The 18,947-nt window shown below is 55.3% G+C and carries 18 protein-coding genes; 8 read left to right on the forward strand and 10 right to left on the reverse strand.

All coding sequences use genetic code 11. The features are described 5' to 3' along the window. Window positions 1–6 precede the first annotated feature (6 nt). The 8 genes from EXZ61_RS14050 to EXZ61_RS14085 all read left to right on the forward strand — a co-directional run bounded on the left by EXZ61_RS14050 (window position 7) and on the right by EXZ61_RS14085 (window position 5,820). Window positions 7–441, forward strand: a complete 435-nt coding sequence (locus tag EXZ61_RS14050; RefSeq protein WP_142812359.1) for a DUF2069 domain-containing protein — start codon at window positions 7–9, stop codon at window positions 439–441. Then, complete coding sequence (locus tag EXZ61_RS14055) at window positions 438–1,859, forward strand: FAD-binding oxidoreductase (protein ID WP_142812360.1); 1,422 nt, start codon at window positions 438–440, stop codon at window positions 1,857–1,859. Before EXZ61_RS14050 ends, EXZ61_RS14055 begins: the two co-directional genes overlap by 4 nt. Before the next feature lie 58 nt (window positions 1,860–1,917). Then, a complete protein-coding gene (locus EXZ61_RS14060) occupies window positions 1,918–2,514 on the forward strand; it encodes a hypothetical protein (RefSeq protein WP_142812361.1) in 597 nt (198 codons plus the stop codon). Window positions 2,515–2,966: 452 nt separating this feature from the next. Then, window positions 2,967–3,227: a hypothetical protein gene (locus tag EXZ61_RS14065; protein ID WP_142812362.1), complete on the forward strand. Its 261-nt coding sequence runs from the start codon at window positions 2,967–2,969 to the stop codon at window positions 3,225–3,227. Between the two features lie 159 nt (window positions 3,228–3,386). Next, window positions 3,387–4,220 (forward strand): thymidylate synthase, encoded by an 834-nt coding sequence (locus tag EXZ61_RS14070; RefSeq protein ID WP_142812363.1) that lies wholly within the window; start codon window positions 3,387–3,389, stop codon window positions 4,218–4,220. Window positions 4,221–4,228: 8 nt separating this feature from the next. Beyond that, window positions 4,229–4,537 carry a cupin domain-containing protein gene (locus tag EXZ61_RS14075; RefSeq protein WP_142812364.1) on the forward strand — a complete coding sequence of 103 codons (309 nt, stop codon included), beginning with the start codon at window positions 4,229–4,231 and terminating at the stop codon, window positions 4,535–4,537. Between the two features lie 27 nt (window positions 4,538–4,564). After that, window positions 4,565–5,056 (forward strand): dihydrofolate reductase, encoded by a 492-nt coding sequence (locus EXZ61_RS14080; protein ID WP_142812365.1) that lies wholly within the window; start codon window positions 4,565–4,567, stop codon window positions 5,054–5,056. After that, on the forward strand, window positions 5,053–5,820 hold the full coding sequence (locus EXZ61_RS14085; RefSeq protein WP_142812366.1) for an exodeoxyribonuclease III: 768 nt from the start codon (window positions 5,053–5,055) through the stop codon (window positions 5,818–5,820). The genes EXZ61_RS14080 and EXZ61_RS14085 overlap by 4 nt, the downstream gene beginning before the upstream one ends. Window positions 5,821–5,876: 56 nt before the next feature. On the opposite strand, the gene EXZ61_RS14090 is transcribed toward EXZ61_RS14085, so the two are convergent. From EXZ61_RS14090 to EXZ61_RS14135, 10 genes are all read right to left on the reverse strand, one after another. Further along, window positions 5,877–8,816, reverse strand: a complete 2,940-nt coding sequence (locus EXZ61_RS14090; protein WP_142812367.1) for a CHAT domain-containing protein — start codon at window positions 8,814–8,816, stop codon at window positions 5,877–5,879. Between the two features lie 465 nt (window positions 8,817–9,281). Next, window positions 9,282–10,805, reverse strand: coding sequence for a nitrogen regulation protein NR(I) (gene ntrC / locus EXZ61_RS14095; protein ID WP_142812368.1), 1,524 nt, complete (start codon window positions 10,803–10,805; stop codon window positions 9,282–9,284). A gap of 28 nt (window positions 10,806–10,833) precedes the next feature. Next, on the reverse strand, window positions 10,834–11,880 hold the full coding sequence (glnL, locus tag EXZ61_RS14100) for a nitrogen regulation protein NR(II) (RefSeq protein WP_142812369.1): 1,047 nt from the start codon (window positions 11,878–11,880) through the stop codon (window positions 10,834–10,836). A gap of 76 nt (window positions 11,881–11,956) precedes the next feature. Beyond that, entirely contained in the window at window positions 11,957–12,475 is a 519-nt protein-coding gene (locus EXZ61_RS14105; RefSeq protein ID WP_142812370.1) for a hypothetical protein, read from the reverse strand. A gap of 181 nt (window positions 12,476–12,656) precedes the next feature. Next, window positions 12,657–14,072 carry a type I glutamate--ammonia ligase gene (gene glnA / locus EXZ61_RS14110; RefSeq protein WP_142812371.1) on the reverse strand — a complete coding sequence of 472 codons (1,416 nt, stop codon included), beginning with the start codon at window positions 14,070–14,072 and terminating at the stop codon, window positions 12,657–12,659. Between the two features lie 220 nt (window positions 14,073–14,292). Then, complete coding sequence (locus tag EXZ61_RS14115) at window positions 14,293–15,102, reverse strand: competence/damage-inducible protein A (protein ID WP_142812372.1); 810 nt, start codon at window positions 15,100–15,102, stop codon at window positions 14,293–14,295. A gap of 6 nt (window positions 15,103–15,108) precedes the next feature. Beyond that, window positions 15,109–15,990 (reverse strand): EI24 domain-containing protein, encoded by an 882-nt coding sequence (locus EXZ61_RS14120; RefSeq protein WP_142812373.1) that lies wholly within the window; start codon window positions 15,988–15,990, stop codon window positions 15,109–15,111. A 51-nt stretch (window positions 15,991–16,041) separates the two neighbouring features. Then, window positions 16,042–16,992 carry a sterol desaturase family protein gene (locus tag EXZ61_RS14125; protein ID WP_142812374.1) on the reverse strand — a complete coding sequence of 317 codons (951 nt, stop codon included), beginning with the start codon at window positions 16,990–16,992 and terminating at the stop codon, window positions 16,042–16,044. Window positions 16,993–17,009: 17 nt separating this feature from the next. Beyond that, window positions 17,010–17,690, reverse strand: coding sequence for a polysaccharide deacetylase family protein (locus EXZ61_RS14130; RefSeq protein ID WP_237218965.1), 681 nt, complete (start codon window positions 17,688–17,690; stop codon window positions 17,010–17,012). A 153-nt stretch (window positions 17,691–17,843) separates the two neighbouring features. After that, window positions 17,844–18,809 carry a YVTN family beta-propeller repeat protein gene (locus EXZ61_RS14135; protein ID WP_237218966.1) on the reverse strand — a complete coding sequence of 322 codons (966 nt, stop codon included), beginning with the start codon at window positions 18,807–18,809 and terminating at the stop codon, window positions 17,844–17,846. Window positions 18,810–18,947: the final 138 nt, after the last annotated feature.

The following is an 18,947-nucleotide window of genomic DNA, read 5'->3' on the forward strand; positions in this document are numbered from 1 at the left end:
ATTGACATGACTACGCAACCCGCCCCTACCTTGACCCAGACCTCTAGACCCACTTTGAATACTGTCGCTTTAAGCCGGTGGGCGGCGACTGCCAGCCTGATCGGATTGATCCTTCTATGCCTGGCGTGGGAGCTTGTGCTAGCCCCTTTGCGCCCCGGTGGATCATGGTTGGCACTGAAAGCGCTGCCCCTGTGCATTCCCTTGGCGGGGCTGCTCAAAAATCGCATGTACACCTACCGCTGGGTCAGCTTGGTGGTCTGGTTGTACTTTACAGAGGGTGTGGTGCGCGCCTATAGCGATAGCGCGCCCAGCAGCTATTGCGCCTTGTTGGAAGTCGTACTCTGCATCACACTTTTTGTGGCCTGCATCGTGCACATTCGTACGCGCCTCAAGCATGGCAAAGCCAACGCCGCGGGCGATCAAGCCAGCATTGCCCTATGAACAAATACAACGCTTTACTGAACACACTGCGGGAAGGCATTGGCGCAAGCCATGTCTTAACTGAAGGCAACCTAAGCGCCTACGAGCAAGACTGGCGCAAGCGAGAACATGGCAAAGCCTTGGCAGTGGTGCGCCCCGCATCCACGGCGGAAGTGGCTTTGGTGGTGAAAGCCTGTGTGGCGGCGGGCGTGAGCATCGTCCCCCAAGGCGGTAACACCGGCATGGTGGTGGGCTCCACGCCTGATGCCAGTGGCACGCAAGTGGTGTTGAGCCTGCAACGCATGAACCAAGTGCGCAAGCTCGATGCAGCCAACCTCACCATCACCGTGGACGCGGGTTGTGTGCTACAAAACCTACAAGAGACTTGCGAGCAAGCAGGTTTCCTGTTTCCACTTAGCTTGGCCTCAGAAGGCAGCTGCACCATTGGCGGCAACCTGGGCACTAACGCAGGCGGCACCCAGGTTGTGCGCTACGGCAACACCCGCGAGCTGTGCTTGGGCCTGGAAGTGGTGACCGCGCAAGGCGAAGTATGGGAGGGTTTGACGGGCTTGCGCAAAGACAACACGGGCTACGACCTGAGGCATTTATTCATTGGCTCCGAAGGCACCTTGGGCGTGATCACCGCTGCCACCATGCGCTTGTACCCCTTGCCAGCGTCTCAACTTACCGCGTTTGCGGCGGTGCCCTCTTTGGAAGCCGCAGTCCAGCTGCTGGGCTTGGCTCACAAATACCTCAGCGCTGGGCTGACTGGCTTTGAAGTCATGGGCCAGTTTGCGCTCAGCCTGGTGACCAAACACTTCCCGCAAATGCGTGTCCCGTTTGCAGGCGAAGCTGCCTACTGTGTTGTTCTGGAAAACTCAGACCACGAGTCCGAAGACCATGCCCGCGCACAGTTCGAGCGCTTGCTAGAAGCAGCCATGGCTGACGGCTGCGTGCTGGATGCCGTAGTGGCCGAAAACTTGGCCCAAGCCCGCGCGCTGTGGCACATACGCGAAAGCATTCCACTCGCGCAAGCCCAAGAAGGTTTGAACATCAAGCACGATATCTCCATTGCGGTATCGCGTATCCCCGACTTTGTGCGGGAAACGGATGCAGCGTTGGGGGCCGCATTTGCGGGTGTTCGCCTTGTGAATTACGGCCACTTAGGCGACGGTAATTTGCATTACAACGTGCAAGCACCAGTGGACAGCGATGCCGAGGCGTTTTTGAAAAACCAAGAAAAGCACGTCAACGCGGTGGTGTACGCCGCCGTGCAACGCTACGGTGGCTCCATCTCGGCAGAGCATGGCATTGGCAGTCTTAAGCTGGGCAAGTTAGAGCAACACAAGTCTCCCGTGGCACTGCAACTGATGCGCAGCATCAAGACAGCGATAGACCCTCAGAACACCATGAACCCAGGCCGCGTCTTACGCCGCTAAGCCCTTGGCGGCCAACCCCTGTGTTTGGCTTTGAATATGGACCGTTTATCATCGCCGCATGTCCAAAGAGCCCGATCTCGCACAGTTACGTTTTGACAACGCCATTTTTCTGTTCGACGAGTTTGTGTTCAACACAGTGAAGAACCCGGATGCAGCCACACTGTGGGGCTTGGAGCGGCGGTTTGCAGAGAAGCTAGGCATTCAACCTAGTTACTGGAGCCAAATCAAAAGCCGGTCACGGCAAATTGGCGAGCGCCTTGCGCGACAGTTTGAAACACGCAACCACAAGCCACACGGCTGGATGGACCAGCCCCGTGCAGGGAAGCCACCAGCGCCTGCGTTGCAGGTAAACAAGCCAGAGGCGCCGTCAAGCGCCCCGCAGGACGATGACGAGCGTTTCATCGTCGGTTTGGTACTCACCTACTACCGCAGACACCCAAGCAGAGCGCGCCAGCGCCTATTGGAATTGCTGGGGGAAGTCTTGAACGCTTCGCCTTCTGAAACTAGCCCGGCGCGCCAAAGTGCGGCAAAACCCAAACCCAATTCGGCGCCACACGCCTCTGCAATCCCTGCGACCAGAGCGGCCGCATCTGACGAACACTCCCTATGGCTTAGCACCCAAACCGGTGTGGTGCCAATCAAACACAAAAAGTAAGTCCCACTTTTTTTTGGTCATCAAACACCTATTTTTGATAATCACTCGTTTATCATTTATTTGCGTTTGTTGCTCAACTCTTTCTGGGTGGCGACCGCCCACCTCCCTCGTTTTCACCCTAACCCTGCTCGGTGCCGCTCTAGCCAAACGGATTTCATTGGGCTAAAGCGACTTGGCAGTTGACTGTTGAACCTCGGCAACGTCTGCGGTCTTGTCACCTGCGATTGCTGCGCCTTTGCAGCCGCGTGACAGACCCTTGACGTTTTTTTGTTACCACTTCTTTATCAGGAATCACCATGAACACCTCTAGAACATTTGCAGCACAACGAGTTTTCACTGCGCGACCTTGCGCGTGCGGCGCACTGAACTACCCCAGTCCTATCCACATAAAACACAAAACATAAACCCTAAGGCCTAAGCCCCTCGCTTGCGGGCAAGGCCGGAGAAACACCATGAGCCATTCGCTGACAAACAGCCTCACGCCCGTCATCGGCAAACCCAGCCGCACTGCCCGCCTCACGCTCGCCCTGATCTTGCGCGCCGCAAGCTTCACGCTCAACCGCTTAGCCCGCGCCATTGCGCCAGCAGCCCCTAAAGACCATGACATCAACGCGCACTATGTCGAGTTTTATGCAGACCCCGGCGCTGACGGAGGGCTGGTTTACGCCGATGGCAAGTTAGTCGGTCGTTTGCCCAACATCAAACGCTTGTAACTCCAAACCGCCCGTCCCGTGAAGCCTCGGAGCCCATGCACACTGGGGCTTCACACAGCCAGCGTCAACGCAGCGCGAGGTCCAGCTGCCAAGGCCTAAAATGCGAGACCCACACCCAGTGGATACGTCTCGCACCCAGCCGCAAAGTAGCCAAGAACCATGAAATACCCTATCCGCTCCCAGTACGAAGACTTTATGCGCCATGTGCACACCGCTGGCGTATTCAAGGCCGACCGCACTGGCACTGGCACCAAGAGCGTGTTCGGCTATCAAATGCGTTTTGATTTGAATGAGGGTTTCCCGCTGGTCACCACCAAGAAAGTGCACCTGCGTAGCATCATCCAAGAGTTGCTGTGGTTCCTAACCGGGTCTAGCAACAACAACTGGCTCAAGGAACGCAACGTGAGCATTTGGGACGAATGGGCCAACCCCGAGACCGGCGACCTGGGCCCGGTGTACGGCGTTCAGTGGCGCAGCTGGCCTACACCGGATGGCGGCCACATCGACCAGATTGCCGACGTGATCAACACCCTCAAAAGCAACCCCGACAGCCGCCGCATCATCGTGAGCGCTTGGAACGTGGCCGAACTCAGCAAGATGGCGCTGATGCCCTGCCACGCCTTCTTCCAGTTCTATGTCGCACCTCCTGAGACCGAAGGCGGTAAAGGCAAACTGAGCTGCCAGCTCTACCAACGCAGCGCCGACATTTTCTTGGGCGTGCCCTTCAACATTGCCAGCTACGCCCTGCTCACCCACATGGTGGCCCAGCAGTGCGACCTGGATGTGGGCGACTTCATCTGGACCGGTGGCGACTGCCACATCTACAGCAACCACACTGAGCAGGTGGATCTGCAATTAAGCCGCGCGCCCATGGCCTACCCCACACTGCATATCAAACGTAAGCCCGAGAGCATCTTCGACTACCAGTTTGAGGACTTTGAGGTGCAAGGTTACGAGTGCCACCCCGCAATCAAAGCGCCGGTGGCGGTTTAAGGAATTTTGTGACAGTTATCGATGTATTGGCCCGCAGTGCGGGCTTGGAAAAGGCATGGGCATCCACCGCAGTGGGACAGGCTGCGGGGGCCAACATCAAGGTGCTGCGCATGGACGAAGCTGCGTACGCAGCAGAAAGCCATGACTTCACCGAGGCGCTACTGGTACTTGAAGGCTGCATGCGTCTAGAGATTGACGATAAAGTGGTAGAGGTGCAGGCTGGGCAGCTGTACTTAGTGCCGCAAGGCGTGCCCCACGCCGTAGCACCGGGCAGCCACGGCACCTTACTCATCATCGACCCACCGCCTAATCACTGACCCTTTGCCAGACTGCGACCCATCCGCATGCGACTCCACCTCATCTACGCCTGCGCCGCGAACGGCGTGATCGGCATCAAGGGCACTCTGCCTTGGCACTTGCCAGAAGATCTGGCGCACTTCAAGCGCACTACTCTGGGCTGCCCAGTCATCATGGGGCGCAAAACTTGGGATTCATTGCCACCCAAATTTCGCCCCCTACCCGGCCGCACTAACGTAGTAGTCACCCGCCAGACAGACTGGAGCGAAAGTGGGGCTCAGCGCGCATCAGATATGCACAGTGCGCTACAATTTTGCGAGCATTCTCCAGACGTTTGGGTCATCGGTGGTGCCCAACTCTATGCGCTAGCTGAGCCCTTGGCCCATACCGCCGTGGTCACCGAAATTGACACAGCGTTTGAAGGCGATGCCTTTGCCCCCACCTTGGGCGCTGCGTGGCGTGAGACCACCCGAGAGCGGCATGTCGCAGCCAGCGGGCTGCCCTTCAGTTTTGTAACCTATACCCGTAATTCCGTATGAAGCTCGCCACCTGGAACGTCAACTCCCTGGGCGTGCGCCTGCCCCAAGTGCTGGACTGGCTGACCGCCAATCCCGTGGACGTGCTCGCACTGCAAGAACTCAAACTCACCGACGAGAAGTTTCCGGCTGACGCCTTCACCGCTGCGGGTTACCACGCGCACTGGTTTGGCCAAAAGACCTACAACGGCGTAGCCTTGCTCTCACGCACCCCAGCCACCGATGTCATCAAAAACATCCCCGGCTTTGACGACGACATGTCGCGCGTGATCACAGGCACGGTCGACGGGGTGCGCGTCATTGGCGCGTATTTTCCCAACGGGCAAGAGCCAGGTAGTGACAAATTTGAATACAAGATGGAATGGCTGACTGCCCTGCGCCGCTGGGTGAAAGAAGAGCTTGCCGCTCATCCCAAGCTGGTGCTGATGGGCGACTACAACATCACCTTTGACGAAGACGATGTCTGGGACCCGGCAAACCTAGAAGGCACCATACACTGCACTGAGGAAGAGCGCTACCACCTGCGCGCACTAATTGCCTTGGGGCTCACTGATAGCCACCGCCTGTTTGAGCAGCCCGCCAAGTCCTTCAGCTGGTGGGACTACCGCGACGCAGGCTTCAGGCGCAACCGCGGCATGCGCATCGACCACATTTTGGTGAGCCACGCCCTGCGCCCTTCGGTCACGGCCTGCACCATCGACAAAACGCCGCGCAAGAACGAACGCCCTAGCGACCACGCACCGGTGGTGGTGGATCTTGTGCCGTAGGCGCTTGCCCCATGATCAAGCTAGTTAGGTGAATTTGACTTCAAGCGAGGTTGTTCTCAACGTGCGCCATCCCCCACTAACGCATAAGGGGCCCAATATGCCGGATGCTGATAGGCTGGCTTTGCCATCACGGATAGCATGGCTTGACGCAAACTCTCTGCCTTGCGTGCGCCGGGATTTTCGGTGTAATGCTGAAAGGTATTGGTGGTAAGCAATTTCGCGCTCTCCGTCTCCACGGCCCAATGAGTAACAAGCAAGCTTCGACTGCCCGCATAAAAAAATCCTCGCGCTAGTCCGCTCATCGCCTCCTCCACCTTTCCATCTGCCGCAGCCGTATTGCAAGCAGAAAGCACAACCCAATCTGAATTGAGCTTCAGGCCGAGGACATCTTCAAGCAACAACAAGTTGCTTAGAGAGTCTTGGTCGGTATCGTCAACATTTGCCAAGGCCAAGGCAGGTTGCTGAAGGTTGGGTAAGTCCCCTGCCATCAGGCCGTGAGTAGCAAAGACAACTACTTTTTTCCGCGCCAGTTCCCCACTTGCACTGCTATTCAATACGCTTGTCTTAGTAGCCTTATCACCGAGGTGCAAATCCGCACTTGGATTCGCTTGCAGTATTCCCGCAATTGCCATGAGCTCATCGCGCGTCTCGGGCAATCTGGGAATGTCTGAGTAACGCAGGCTTTCTCGCTCAATAGGCCCACCTGCGGGCATTTGCTGCTGAGATCTAGTCAATTCCAGACTACGCACACTCTTGCCTGCTGCAACCTCATACCTATTCAAACCACCAAAAGTCGGATCCCCCCAAGCAATCAATGTTTCAGGCGCGCGCTTGTTTTGTGCAAGCATTCTTACGGAAAGCCAAGCACTCAAGCTGGGCACATGACTGATAGCGAACTGCTTGATGAGGAAGGGGCTGCTGTCATTCACGTTCTTACTTGGCTCACTAAGGAGCACACCGAAAGGAATCTGTCCAAGTACACCACCAGCGGCCACTATGATGTGCTTCTTGCCTTTTAAACTCGCCTCTACTGGTAACAACAATCGTCGATACAACTCTGCACTTGCCATTTTGTTAAAAGGCGTGAGATTGCGACCCATCTCTGCGAAGTCTAGAGTTACGCGCAAATCCTTGACCATTTTTTGTAATTCGGCTTTTGGCAACGTAATCTGCGCCGATACGTTTTTCCCATCCGCTGAAAGCGTCCAAACAAAAACGCTTTTGTCCGTTGGCAAAAGCAAGACGAACACCTCGTCAACCGCTAGTTCTTTGGTGGCGGTTGCAAGGTTTGGCGGCGACGGGGACACCAGCATCTCGTACTCTGGGAATATTGCCTTGATCTTCACCTGCACTTCCGCGCGAATAAGATTCAGAGCGTTGACCTTGGAAGTTACTTCGCTGTCCAGCTCCACAGCAGCCTTTGTGCGTAAGTTACGGATTTCGTTTTTAAGATCTTGGTCTTTTCGCACCAATTCTGATATTGCTGGGTCTTTAGTCGCGGACCGAATCGCTGCATCGGCAAGCGCGCTTTGTACGCTGCTACTTCCAACCCACTCGGCAGGACCAAGCGCTTGCATAGGGTCTTCACCGGCCGTTTGAAATATCGCCTCCACATATGTGCCAATGACAAGGTCTCGCACATCTGCATTGAGGCCTAAGGCCTGGTCACTAAAGTAAATCGGCTTCATGTAAACGTCCACGGCTTCTTTGAGTAGTGCAAGTGCCATAGCCGAATCTCTTCTGAGTCTCCAAAGTGCGACGCCTCGAAGACCCTTTGCATGCGCAGACAACAAACCATCTGTGGAATACGCCAGCAACTCCTGGAATAGTGTTTCTGACTCTTCCAACCGCTCACTCGTCAGCAGGTATGCGTAGCCTCTTTCAAACTGGTATCGAATGCGGTATTTGAGGGTCTCATCTTCACCAGCAAGTGCATCGTATCGCGCCAGTTCACGGTTCACTGCTGCCCACTTTTTTTGACCTACCAAGGCTCCAATGATGCCCTGCCCACAGTCTGATCTAAAGAATGACAGCGACCTGTACCCCGACCTTTCAGCTGCAGCATCGGCTCTACGGAAGTTTTGCTCAGCCTGAACAAAGTTGCGCTGGTTGTACTGCGAGACACCGAGATTCCAAAAAAAGCGCGGGTGCGCTTCCACTTCGCGGGAAAGCGAAAGGTATGTCTCCAGCGTGCGTGTCCCTTGGAGGATCGAACCGGTCGCAACTTGAGCTCGCATTTTTAGGAGTTGCAGAGTAGCAAGAGTTTCCTTAGATTGAAACTCAGCGGCAGCGGCAACCTCATTAGGCGGCATGACCTTGACTATGTCCAAGGCTTCCTCGGCGGCGTCAATACCATCTTCAGCAGCAGCCAAGGCTTGTCGAAAACTGCCTTTTCGCATCAACACGCGAGCCTTTAGCTCAAGAGCTCCTGCCAAACCCAAGACAGCGGAACTGCCTCGAAATGGACTCCATCCATCAAACGGACTTAAACCTCGGGCGTATCGGGAGTACTTGGACCTTCGTTCTTTTCGCGTGTCAACGATGATTTTTTCGGCGTGTGCCAATACTTCTTCATCACGCCCAGCGAAATACAAGTCAAGACCGATCATTAAGCGACCAGAAAATCGCTCATCGGGGGCGTCGAAGTGAGGCTGATTAAATATGATGGAAGCGTCGTGCTGTGCACCATCAGCCAGTAAGTTCAAAAGTTTGTCCTTTGGCAATTGTTCCTGCGGCAAAGCGGCATTCCAAGCCTTGTACAAGGCCAAGGAGGAGGCGTAACTAGGCAGACTGCCTAGACGCTGCATATGGTCGGTGAAATATTGCCGAACTACCGTAACCGGCGCGTTCAATGGAGGTGCAAAAGCGTCATCAAGGCGAGGGATTGTTTCCAACGATGTACTGCCAGGACCCTCCCCCTGAATGCCTTGTGCAAACGTTGGCGTCATAAAGCAGAGCAAAATCGTTAGACACAAGCCATACACAGTGGTCGGCATTTCATCTCTCCCTTATTGCAACGTCACAAAGCATAACCAGTTCTTGCCCTAGGGAAACCCTCCCTGGCCCTAGGCTTCGTAGTTCTGCCATGGGGGAGTAGCAAAACTGTGCTGCACGTTACACGGCAAGAGAGGGTGCAACCCCAACACACCTTGCCTCGCTGATCACGCGTATTGGCCACTGCAATGGTCTCATCTGCGACCACCTTTCACGCTCACTGCGGGTCGCAGCCTATAAGTGACCGGCTAGCACCGACGAGCTCAAATAGTCATGGGCGAGTCGCTAGTTGGTGCGGCATTGCGCAAGATTTGCATGCGACAAGCGGCTGCACGAGAAACACGCAATGGATCTCTTTCGAACGACAAAAGCAAAAGACCGGCGAAAGCCGGTACTTGTGAAGTTGCTACTCCATTCGTAGCTGCCTGTGAAAGATCCGTGAACACCAGAGCCCGATTTAGCAGCCCCTATTCCAAGCCCAATTCTTGGATTTTGCGGGTGATGGTGTTGCGGCCAATGCCCAATTTGTGCGCAGCTTCAATGCGACGGCCCTTGGTATTGGCCAAAGCTGCCATGATGAGACGCGACTCAAAGCGACGACTCAGGGAGTCCCACACCTCATTAGCATTGCTGCCCAATAAGGCCAAAGCCTCTTGCTCGAGCTCACCTTCCCACCCCACTGCGTTGGCCACCGGGGGTTGACCTACTGTCGCAACAACGACTGGCGCACTGTGGACTACCATGTGCGGGCTGACGGGTGCAGGTGGTTCAACCGCTGGGGAGCTAGGCAGAAGGATAGGTTTTGCACTTGCCACGTCTGTCGCATGGGAAGCAATGACTTCTGGCGGCAAATCTTTGGGCTCAATGACTTGCGACGGCGCCATCACAGTGAGCCAATGGCACACGTTTTCCAATTGGCGCACATTGCCCGGAAAAGCAAAGCCCTCCAACCACGTCAGCGCGCCGTCCGAAATACGCTTAGGCTCCACACCCAGCTGTTTTGCGCTTTGCTGCAGAAAGTGCCGGGTGAGCATAGGAATGTCTTCTTTGCGTTCGCGCAAGGGCGGTAAACGCAAGCGGATTACGTTCAAGCGGTGAAACAAATCTTCGCGAAAGCCACCGTCTTTGACACGCTGCTCCAAGTCTTGGTGGGTTGCAGCAATCACGCGCACATTGGTTTTGACCGCACTGTGGCCACCCACCCGGTAAAAATGCCCGTCGGAGAGCACACGCAAGAGGCGCGTTTGCAACTCGAATGGCATATCGCCAATTTCATCCAAGAACAAGGTGCCCCCATCGGCTTGCTCAAAGCGCCCACGGCGCATGGTTTGCGCGCCGGTGAAGGCACCACGCTCATGGCCGAAGAGTTCGCTCTCAAGCAGGTCTTTGGGAATAGCGGCGGTGTTGATGGCCACAAACGGGCCGTTGGCGCGCTGCGAGTGCTTGTGCAACGCGCGTGCAACCAACTCTTTGCCTGAGCCAGACTCGCCAGTAATCATTACGGTCACATGGCTTTGGGACAAACGCCCGATAGCCCTGAACACGTCTTGCATGGCGGGTGCTTGCCCCAACATCTCTGGCGCTTCACCCATGCGTTCTTCAGCCACTTCTTCACGCAAACTTTCATCTACTGCGCGCCGAATCAGCTCAACCGCTTTGGGCAAATCAAAGGGCTTGGGCAGGTACTCAAATGCACCGCCTTGAAAAGCGCTGACGGCGCTGTCCAAGTCTGAGAACGCAGTCATGATGATCACGGGCAAGCCGGGGTGCTTGGCCTTGACCTTTTCTAAAAGCTCGAGACCTGAGCCGCCTGGCATGCGGATGTCGCTCACCAAAATTTGTGGGCCTTCGTCGTCGGCGCTGGTATTGAGCGCGCTGAGTACGTCACGTGAATTAGAGAAGCTGCGCGTGGGCAAGTGCTCACGCAGCAGCGCTTTCTCCAGCACAAAGCGTATGGACTGGTCATCATCTACGATCCAAATCGGCTTCATGGGTGGGCGATCCTGTGTTACTGCAAGTTTAGGGGAGCGGAATCAAAATTTTGAAGTCCGTACGGCCTGGCACGCTGTCGACTTCGATCAATCCGTGATGCTGTTGCACAAAGGTTTGCGCCAATGTAAGCCCCAGCCCCGAACCACCTTCTCTGCCCGACACCAGCGGGTAAAAAATGCGGTCTTTGATCGACTCTGGAATGCCAGGTCCGTTGTCAATCACATGCAATTCCAATGCCAACCGATAGCGCTGTTTACCAAACGTGATTTGCCGAGTCACCCGCGTACGAAACGTCAGCTCGGCATCGCCTGCCTGACGCCGATCTGCCAAGGCGTGGCAGGCGTTGTGTGCAATATTGAGCACCGTTTGAATCAGCTGCTCTCGGTCGCCTCGGAACTCAGGGATGGAGATATCGTAGTCACGCACGACACGCAAGCCCTTGGGGAACTCCGCCAAGATCAAAGAACGCACACGTTCACACACCTCGTGGATATTGACATCTCCTACCAAGTGGGGGCGACGGTGAGGCGCCAGCAAGCGGTCTACCAAGCTCTGCAAACGGTCGGCTTCGCGAATGATGACTTGGGTGTATTCGGTAAGCTCGGGCGATTCCATCTCCATCTCGAGCAACTGGGCTGCCCCCCGTATGCCACCCAATGGATTCTTGATCTCGTGCGCAAGGTTGCGAATCAACTCTTTGTTGGACTGGGCCTGCTCGGCCAAGCGCTCCTCGCGGTCTTGGCGAGTTTGCTGCTCCAAAGGCACCATTTCCACGATGGTGTGCTCCACCAAGTCGGTTCGGGTGATGATGACATGCACGGGCATAGGCTCCATGCCGACTCGCTTGAGCCAAGCGTCATAACGCACCGCTGCAAAGTTATTGCCGCGCGCGCCGTCTAGCGCGACATGGAGCGCGTGCGGTTCGGTAAAGGAATCGGCAAAACAAGAGCCCACAATGCTCCGGCGCGAGCTGCCAAGAGCATCCTCTAAGGCTGAGTTAGAAAACAACACAGAGGCGTCGGCCTCTACTACGGCAATCAAAGTTGCCAGTTGGTCAAATGATTGAAATTGCACAAAAGCTCGCTGGTGTTGGGGCTAGGACTCGTTGCAAGTGCTATGCCTAACCAGGGCCAGCGCTAGGCGTGGTTCGCTATTGCTTCGCGCTGGAGGAGTTGCTTGCCCCCCCACTGGCATTGGGTAAGCGCGAGATTTCTCGGCGAATGCCCGCAATGTCGCTCTCATTTCGGGCAATGTTGGCCTTGAGTTCAGCCACACGGTCTAAATACTTTTGGTGATTGCGCGCTTCAGCGCCTTGTTTTTCCGGCTCGCCATTGTTGAACTCCTTGAGCAACTCGGCCTGGCGTGCCTCGGCTTTTTTGAGTTCGCTCTCAAGAATCAACCTAGCATCGGAGTCTTTAGCACGTTGGTCGTTCGCATCCACGCGCTGGCCGGGCTGAGAGGGAGTCGCGACCTTGGGAGCTGAGGACGCGGCGGTCTTGGCTGCTGGAACCACGGTGACATTGCCACCCGAGATCAGCTTGCAGGTTTTGGCCTGTGCCTCCGTAATAGTGTTGGTGTACTCGTTGCCACAGCGGTAAATGCGCTCTTGAGCCAGAACGGGGCTCATCAAAAAGGCCAAGGCAAGTGGAAGAAAGAAAATGGTTTTCATACGAAGTTCACGCCCTAAACACAGGGCAACGCGGCAAGTATGCGTCAAAAACTCGAAAAACCTAAAACCTAACAAAAAGGGAAACCTTTGGATACAAAAGGAAAAGCCATACGCCAATGAAAAAGGGACGGCTGTTGCCGTCCCTTTTTCGCTGAAAACCAAGGCCGTTCGGCCCTATGGCTTACAAAGAGAAGTACATATCATATTCAACAGGGTGCACAGACATACGGTAACGCGTGACTTCTTGCATCTTCAAGTCAATGTATGCATCGATCATGCTGTCGGTGAACACGCCACCCTTGGTCAAGAACGCGCGGTCTTTGTCCAAGTGCTCCAGAGCTTGGTCCAAGCTGTGGCACACGGTTGGGACCAGTTTGTCTTCTTCCGGTGGCAAGTGGTACAAGTCTTTGGTAGCTGCTTCGCCAAGATGGATTTTGTTTTCCACGCCGTCCAGACCTGCCATCAACAAGGCTGCGAAGCCGAGGTAAGGGTTCATCAATGGATCAGGGAAACGTGCTTCCACGCGACGGCCCTTGGGGTTTGCCACGAAAGGAATACGGATGGAAGCAGAACGGTTCTTGGCAGAGTACGCCAACTTGACCGGAGCTTCGAAGTGAGGAACCAAACGCTTGTAGCTGTTGGTGCCGGGGTTGGTGATGGCGTTCAGGGCACGTGCGTGCTTGATGATGCCGCCGATGTAGTACAGCGCGAAGTCAGACAGACCTGCATAGCCGTCGCCGGCGAACAGGTTCTTGCCGTCTTTCCACACGGACTGGTGCACGTGCATGCCGGAGCCGTTGTCACCGTGGTATGGCTTGGGCATGAAAGTGGCTGTCTTGCCGTACGCATTGGCCACGTTGTGCACCACGTACTTTTGCAACATGGTCCAGTCAGCGCGCTCTACCAAGGTGGAAAAGCGTGTGCCGATTTCGTTTTGGCCAGCGCCTGCCACTTCGTGGTGGAACACTTCCACTGGGATGCCCAAAGATTCGAGGATCAGGGACATCTCAGCGCGCATGTCTTGCGTGCTGTCAACAGGAGGAACGGGGAAGTAGCCACCCTTGACGGTGGGACGGTGACCGCGGTTGCCGCCTTCCAGCTTGGCACCCGTGTTCCATGGGGCTTCGTACTCGTCTACTTCGTAGAACGTATTGTTGGGTTCTGTGCTCCAACGAACGCCGTCGAAAATGAAAAATTCTGGCTCAGGACCGAAGTAGGCCGTGTCGCCAATGCCAGAGGCCTTGAGGTAGGCTTCCGCGCGCTTAGCAATCGAACGTGGGTCACGGTCGTAGGACTTGCCGTCGCTTGGCTCCACCACATCACAATTCATGATGATGGTGGTTTCTTCAAAGAAAGGATCGATGTTGGCGGTATTGGGATCGGGCATCAACAACATGTCGGACGCTTCAATGCCCTTCCAACCTGCGATGGAGGAGCCATCAAATGCATGCCCAGACGTAAATTTATCTTCGTCAAAATGGGACACAGGCACAGTAGTGTGCTGTTGCTTGCCACGGGTATCGGTGAAACGGAAGTCAACAAACTTGACTTCGTTTTCTTTCACCATCTTCATCACGTCAGCGACGGTCTTGGCCATCAAATACTCCTGTTACACGGTTGTTAAAAGGTTTACTTCACTTGCACTGCAGTTTTTGTGCCAAAACCTGCATTTGCCCGTTTTTCATTTCCTTGGGCTATTCTGCCTTGAGAAAGCGTGCATTGCGTGACCACGCACCACGAAAGACACCAAAGTACCGATTTGGTTCACAAAGCTCAGACGCACCACAAAAAAGCAAAATGCACCAAAAAGGTGAGAACTACGACCGCACCAATTCGGGGCCCAGTGGCACATCCAATGCGCGCAGACCGCCAAGCAAGGCATCAAAAGCTTGGGCCACCACATCGGGGGAGCCCTTCACACCGAGCTCTATATGGCGCCCATACTGCGGATGATCAACGCTGGGCAAACTGAACACTTTAACGGCGTACAAGCGCTCCAATGTTTCCATCAACGGTGTAAGCGTGGATTCCATGGCACCAAACACAATGATGGATTGCTCTTTCCACTCGTCGCGAACAAACAGGTGGGCGTAATGGGTATCCAAGACCCATTCCACCATGGGCCAAGCCATGATCGGAAACCCGGGCACAAAGTGCACCCGCCCTCCCCCAGATCCCGTGGCACTAAAGCCAGCGATCTTGTTGTACGGATTAGGAATGATGCTCGCGCCTACAGGAAACACGCCCATGTTGAGTCGGTGCACGTTATCGCTGCGCTGGGGCTCGTAGGGAGTACCTGTTTCCCGCGCAACGTCCTGCATGCGTTCGATAATCAAGGCTTCGGCCTCGGGATGCAAGGCCATTTCACAGCCTAACGCGCGCGCCGCACATTGGCGTGTGTGGTCATCGGGCGTGGCGCCTATGCCACCGAAAGAAAACACCGTATCTCCTGATGCGAAGGCTCGCGCAAGCGTGGCCGTAATGCGGTCAGGGGCATCACCCACGTAGTCCGCATAGGCAAGCTGCAGGCCTCTAGCGCTCAGCAGTTCGACCGACTTCGCGAAATGCTTGTCCTCTCGTTTTCCAGACAGTATTTCGTCGCCAATAATGACCAAACCAAAGTTCATACGAGCTCACTGCGTTAAGGTAGTGGGAGAAACCACGGTCGCTTGCACATCGACAACATCCAAGCCACTTGCTGCAGAGGAGGTAGCCACTGCTTGCTCCTCGCGCAAGGCATGGAGGGCGCCTAAGCAGAAGTGCGCAAACCATAAAGAGGCAAACGCGAATACCAAGGTGTATAGCCAGATGGACATTGGCACCAGCACCGCAGCGTAGACCAATGTCATCATGCCCAAGGACCATATAAGACTGGGCGCGGCACCCAAAAAGCCAGCAAAAACCCCCATACCCAGCAATACCATGCGATGGCGACGCATGAGTTCTTTACGCTCGTCCACACTGGCATGGTCGGCCAATGCGTCGTACGCCATGACGCGGTAGGTCAGCCACCCCCATATCAAGGGCGGCAATACAAGTACCAAGGGTGGAATGAGCCACAGAGGCATGGAAACCACAATGGCCAGTAGCGCAAGCACACTGGAACCCAATGACCACGCGAGCCCTGCGAAGAAAGAACCACCTTTTTTGCGCTCTAAGCCTGTAAATCTGCGCGACTCAACCAAACGCAGCATCACAGGCGTCATGAGCAATGAGACCGCCAGCAAACACACAACGACGATGACCGGCGTCGCCAGCAAAATCACAATCAGCGGCACTAACACCATCTTGAAGTTGCCAGCGCCGACACTTTCTAGCCACGCCCACCCTCGGCCCATCAGCTCCGAGCCATCTAGGGTTGCACGCACTCCGTCCATGGCGGCATCCCAGAAGAAGTAGGCCAACCCTCCCGTCAGCGCCACCATGAGGACTAAAGGCAACAAAGACAGAAAAATGACGCGCGGATGCAAGCAATAGGCAACGGCGCGCCAAAACGCATCAAATAAGAGATTCATGCGGCTAGCATACCTTGACGGATCGGGCCTTGATCTGCGATAGCTGCACCGTTAGTGCCACAAGCGCCGCAAACCTAGCCACTGCTGAGCCCAGAAGCCGCGCCCGTAATCCACGCCCTGCTCGACTTGGTCGCGCACGCCGGTTGGGTCATAACGGACTTCAAAATTAGCCGTACCGAACAACATGTCCCACCAAGGTAGAAGCACACCAAAATTGTGCCCCCCCAAGGTCTGGCGACCGTTGGATTCATGACCAATCCCCACGCTGTGGTGCAAGCGATGGAAACGGGGACTCACCCACAGGCGCTCGCCCCAAACACCGAACCAGACGCGCAAGTTCGCATGCTGAAAGCTCTCACTCAACTGGACGAATGCCACCACAGCAACAAACTGCGCTGGAGGGATACCAATTAGCAGAGCCACCACGGCAATGATGCCGTCGCGAATGACATCATCTAGCAAGTGATTACGGTTGTCGCTCCACATCGTCATCTGCCTCTGAGAATGGTGGAGCGCATGCAGCTTCCACCACCAATTCCACTGGTGCTGCCCCCTATGAATCCAATAGTTCACGAAGTCGAACACCAGCAAGTAGACCAGCAAACTCACCCAAGCTTGGTCGCTTACCCCTGGCCAAAGATCATCAAAATGGAATGTACTAAGGCCTGCCACACGCAACTGGCCAATCACGCTATCGATTAAAGGCTCCAGTGAAAAGAACAAAGCCAAACGCACCAAGCCCAAGCGATGCATCAAGGTGTAGACAATGTCTGTGCGAATCGCCGCCTTGTCAATGATGGGCTCTACAGGCTTCCAGCGCTGCAAAGGCCCAAAAACCAAGAGCATTACGGCCAGTTGACACAGGCCAACCAAAAACCAGCCGCTGGCGCTATAGCCATCCTCCAAAAACCCACCGAGCCCCGCAAAAAACATAAAGGGCTGCACCAAGGTCTCAAAGATCCAAGCCTGCGCTTGCTCGAAATAGTTAACGAGTGTTTCCATGGTAGCAGTCGGAGGTATCAGCCTGGGTGGCTGGCGATCCAATCGGTATAGGCGGGGTGGTTGCGCAAGGTATCAAAACAAAACCCTTTGGCCTTGAGTCCCACAATCAGAGGCTCGAGCACAGCGGGTGCCCAAGGGTCTTTGCGCGACCAAATCCCTAAGTGCGCCATTAAGATGTCCCCTTGGCGCACATCTCGCAAGGCTTTTTGCAGCAAGGCTGCGTTACTGAATTTTTCGCTAGACAACTCATCGCCCAAAAAGCCAGCGGCTGACCAGCCCACATGTGCGTATCCACAGCCACGCGCCACTTCCAACAAGCGTGGCGAGGTCTTGCCACCAGGGGCTCTGAACAAAGGCAAAGGAGCCTTGCCGGTAAAGTCTTTGAGGCGCTCCGCCGCATAGCTGATCTGGCTGCAGTACTTGGCAGCATCCCAAGTGAACTCGCGGCCTTCCAGAGCGCCTGCAGTCGGCTTCATCCGAAACCGAGGCTGCACCCCAGGTAGATCACCCCTCCATACTGCATGGTCATAGGTATGCGAGGCAAATTCATGGCCCTCAGCGGCACGGGCCTTCCACCACGCACTCCAGTGGTTGCCCAGACTACCGTCGCCCACTTTAGTGCGCTCATTGGCTGCAAAAAAAGTCACTTTGACTTGGTTTCGCAGCAGTATTTCGGCAATCAAAGGGGCCACTTCCATGTGACCCGTATCCAGTGTCAAATAGACAGGCTTGCTACAGGGGTTTAGGCCCCAAGCCCCCGAACTATAAGCGCAAGCAGCTATCAAAAATGAAGCGTAGTACCCGTTTCTTTTGCGCATGGTGCCTTGCCCTATGGGTGCTGCGAGACAAGGTCAGCGTGGCGCATGGTCCAAGGTCCAAACACCATGCGGTGATTTGCCAACTTTGACCTGTCGCACGACTTTACGCGTGGTGGTATCGATCACCGTGAGTTTTTTGGCCCAGCGCGACGCCACGTAGATGAAGCGACCATCGGCACTCAGGTCCATACAGTCGGGGCCACTTGGGGCTGGGTAGTTGTCAACCACGGTCATCGTTTGGTGGTCAATCTTGCTGATGGTATTGGCCACCCGGTTGCTGACAAACACATGGCGTTTGTCGCCTGCACTGCGAAACGCATGTGCGCCATCGCCGGTGGGAATGGTTTTCACCAAGCGCGGGGACGGGCCAGAGACGTCATAGACCTCCACCCCTGAGCCACCGGTCATACCCAACATTACAAATCTATCATCAGGCGTCCCATACACATCCGCCGGTAAAGACCCGGTTTTTGTGCGCGACTTGATCGTTTGGGTGGGTAGGTCGATCACCACCAATTCGTCACTTTCTTGCATCGTGGCATACACCGTGGTGCTCTTGGAGTCGATCCACAAATGGCTGGGCGTCTTGCCGGTAGAAATGCGCTTTGCCAAAGCAAGGTTGACTCCGTCCCAGCGGTAGATGTCAACGTGGTTAAGACGGTTGCCAGCAATCACAAACCACTTCATGTCAGGCGAAAACCGCAAGTGATAGGGATCCAGAATATCCCGAATCGTGCGCTGAACCGCCCCTGTTTTCGGATCAATCAACAACAGGGAGTCACCCAAAGCGTTCGCGATGATCAACGACTTTTCATCTGGCGTAAGGTACAAGTGGTGAGGCTCTTTCCCAGTCGGGATGCGCCTCACTTCGGTCCAAGTCTGCGGGTCCACAACGCTGACACTGGCCTCCAACGAGTTCAATACGTAAATCGGGTTGCTGGGGGCTGCATCCGCTGACTGGGCGGCGCTGACGGCCCAAACACCTACAAAAAAAGACAATACAAGGCTGAGAAATTTCACAAATAAACCACTTTGCTAGAGACAGCAAGTGTACTTGGCGCGCAATTCAAATCTAAAGCCCCATATCGTCCAGTCGCGATACTTGCATCAGCACCAATTCAGCCCACAAATTGGTAT

The sequence above is a fragment of the Rhodoferax aquaticus genome (genome assembly GCF_006974105.1).
In the GTDB taxonomy this organism is placed as follows: domain Bacteria; phylum Pseudomonadota; class Gammaproteobacteria; order Burkholderiales; family Burkholderiaceae_C; genus Allorhodoferax; species Allorhodoferax aquaticus_A.

Excerpts from the sequence above, each read along its gene's own strand:
- EXZ61_RS14050 (WP_142812359.1), top strand. The coding sequence starts at position 7 with ATGACTACGCAACCCGCCCCTACCTTGACCCAGACCTCTAGACCCACT.
- EXZ61_RS14055 (WP_142812360.1), top strand. The coding sequence starts at position 438 with ATGAACAAATACAACGCTTTACTGAACACACTGCGGGAAGGCATTGGC.
- EXZ61_RS14060 (WP_142812361.1), top strand. The coding sequence starts at position 1,918 with ATGTCCAAAGAGCCCGATCTCGCACAGTTACGTTTTGACAACGCCATT.
- EXZ61_RS14065 (WP_142812362.1), top strand. The coding sequence starts at position 2,967 with ATGAGCCATTCGCTGACAAACAGCCTCACGCCCGTCATCGGCAAACCC.
- EXZ61_RS14070 (WP_142812363.1), top strand. The coding sequence starts at position 3,387 with ATGAAATACCCTATCCGCTCCCAGTACGAAGACTTTATGCGCCATGTG.
- EXZ61_RS14080 (WP_142812365.1), top strand. The coding sequence starts at position 4,565 with ATGCGACTCCACCTCATCTACGCCTGCGCCGCGAACGGCGTGATCGGC.
- EXZ61_RS14085 (WP_142812366.1), top strand. The coding sequence starts at position 5,053 with ATGAAGCTCGCCACCTGGAACGTCAACTCCCTGGGCGTGCGCCTGCCC.
- EXZ61_RS14090 (WP_142812367.1), bottom strand. The coding sequence starts at position 8,816 with ATGCCGACCACTGTGTATGGCTTGTGTCTAACGATTTTGCTCTGCTTT.
- ntrC (WP_142812368.1), bottom strand. The coding sequence starts at position 10,805 with ATGAAGCCGATTTGGATCGTAGATGATGACCAGTCCATACGCTTTGTG.
- EXZ61_RS14105 (WP_142812370.1), bottom strand. The coding sequence starts at position 12,475 with ATGAAAACCATTTTCTTTCTTCCACTTGCCTTGGCCTTTTTGATGAGC.
- glnA (WP_142812371.1), bottom strand. The coding sequence starts at position 14,072 with ATGGCCAAGACCGTCGCTGACGTGATGAAGATGGTGAAAGAAAACGAA.
- EXZ61_RS14115 (WP_142812372.1), bottom strand. The coding sequence starts at position 15,102 with ATGAACTTTGGTTTGGTCATTATTGGCGACGAAATACTGTCTGGAAAA.
- EXZ61_RS14120 (WP_142812373.1), bottom strand. The coding sequence starts at position 15,990 with ATGAATCTCTTATTTGATGCGTTTTGGCGCGCCGTTGCCTATTGCTTG.
- EXZ61_RS14125 (WP_142812374.1), bottom strand. The coding sequence starts at position 16,992 with ATGGAAACACTCGTTAACTATTTCGAGCAAGCGCAGGCTTGGATCTTT.
- EXZ61_RS14130 (WP_237218965.1), bottom strand. The coding sequence starts at position 17,690 with ATGGAAGTGGCCCCTTTGATTGCCGAAATACTGCTGCGAAACCAAGTC.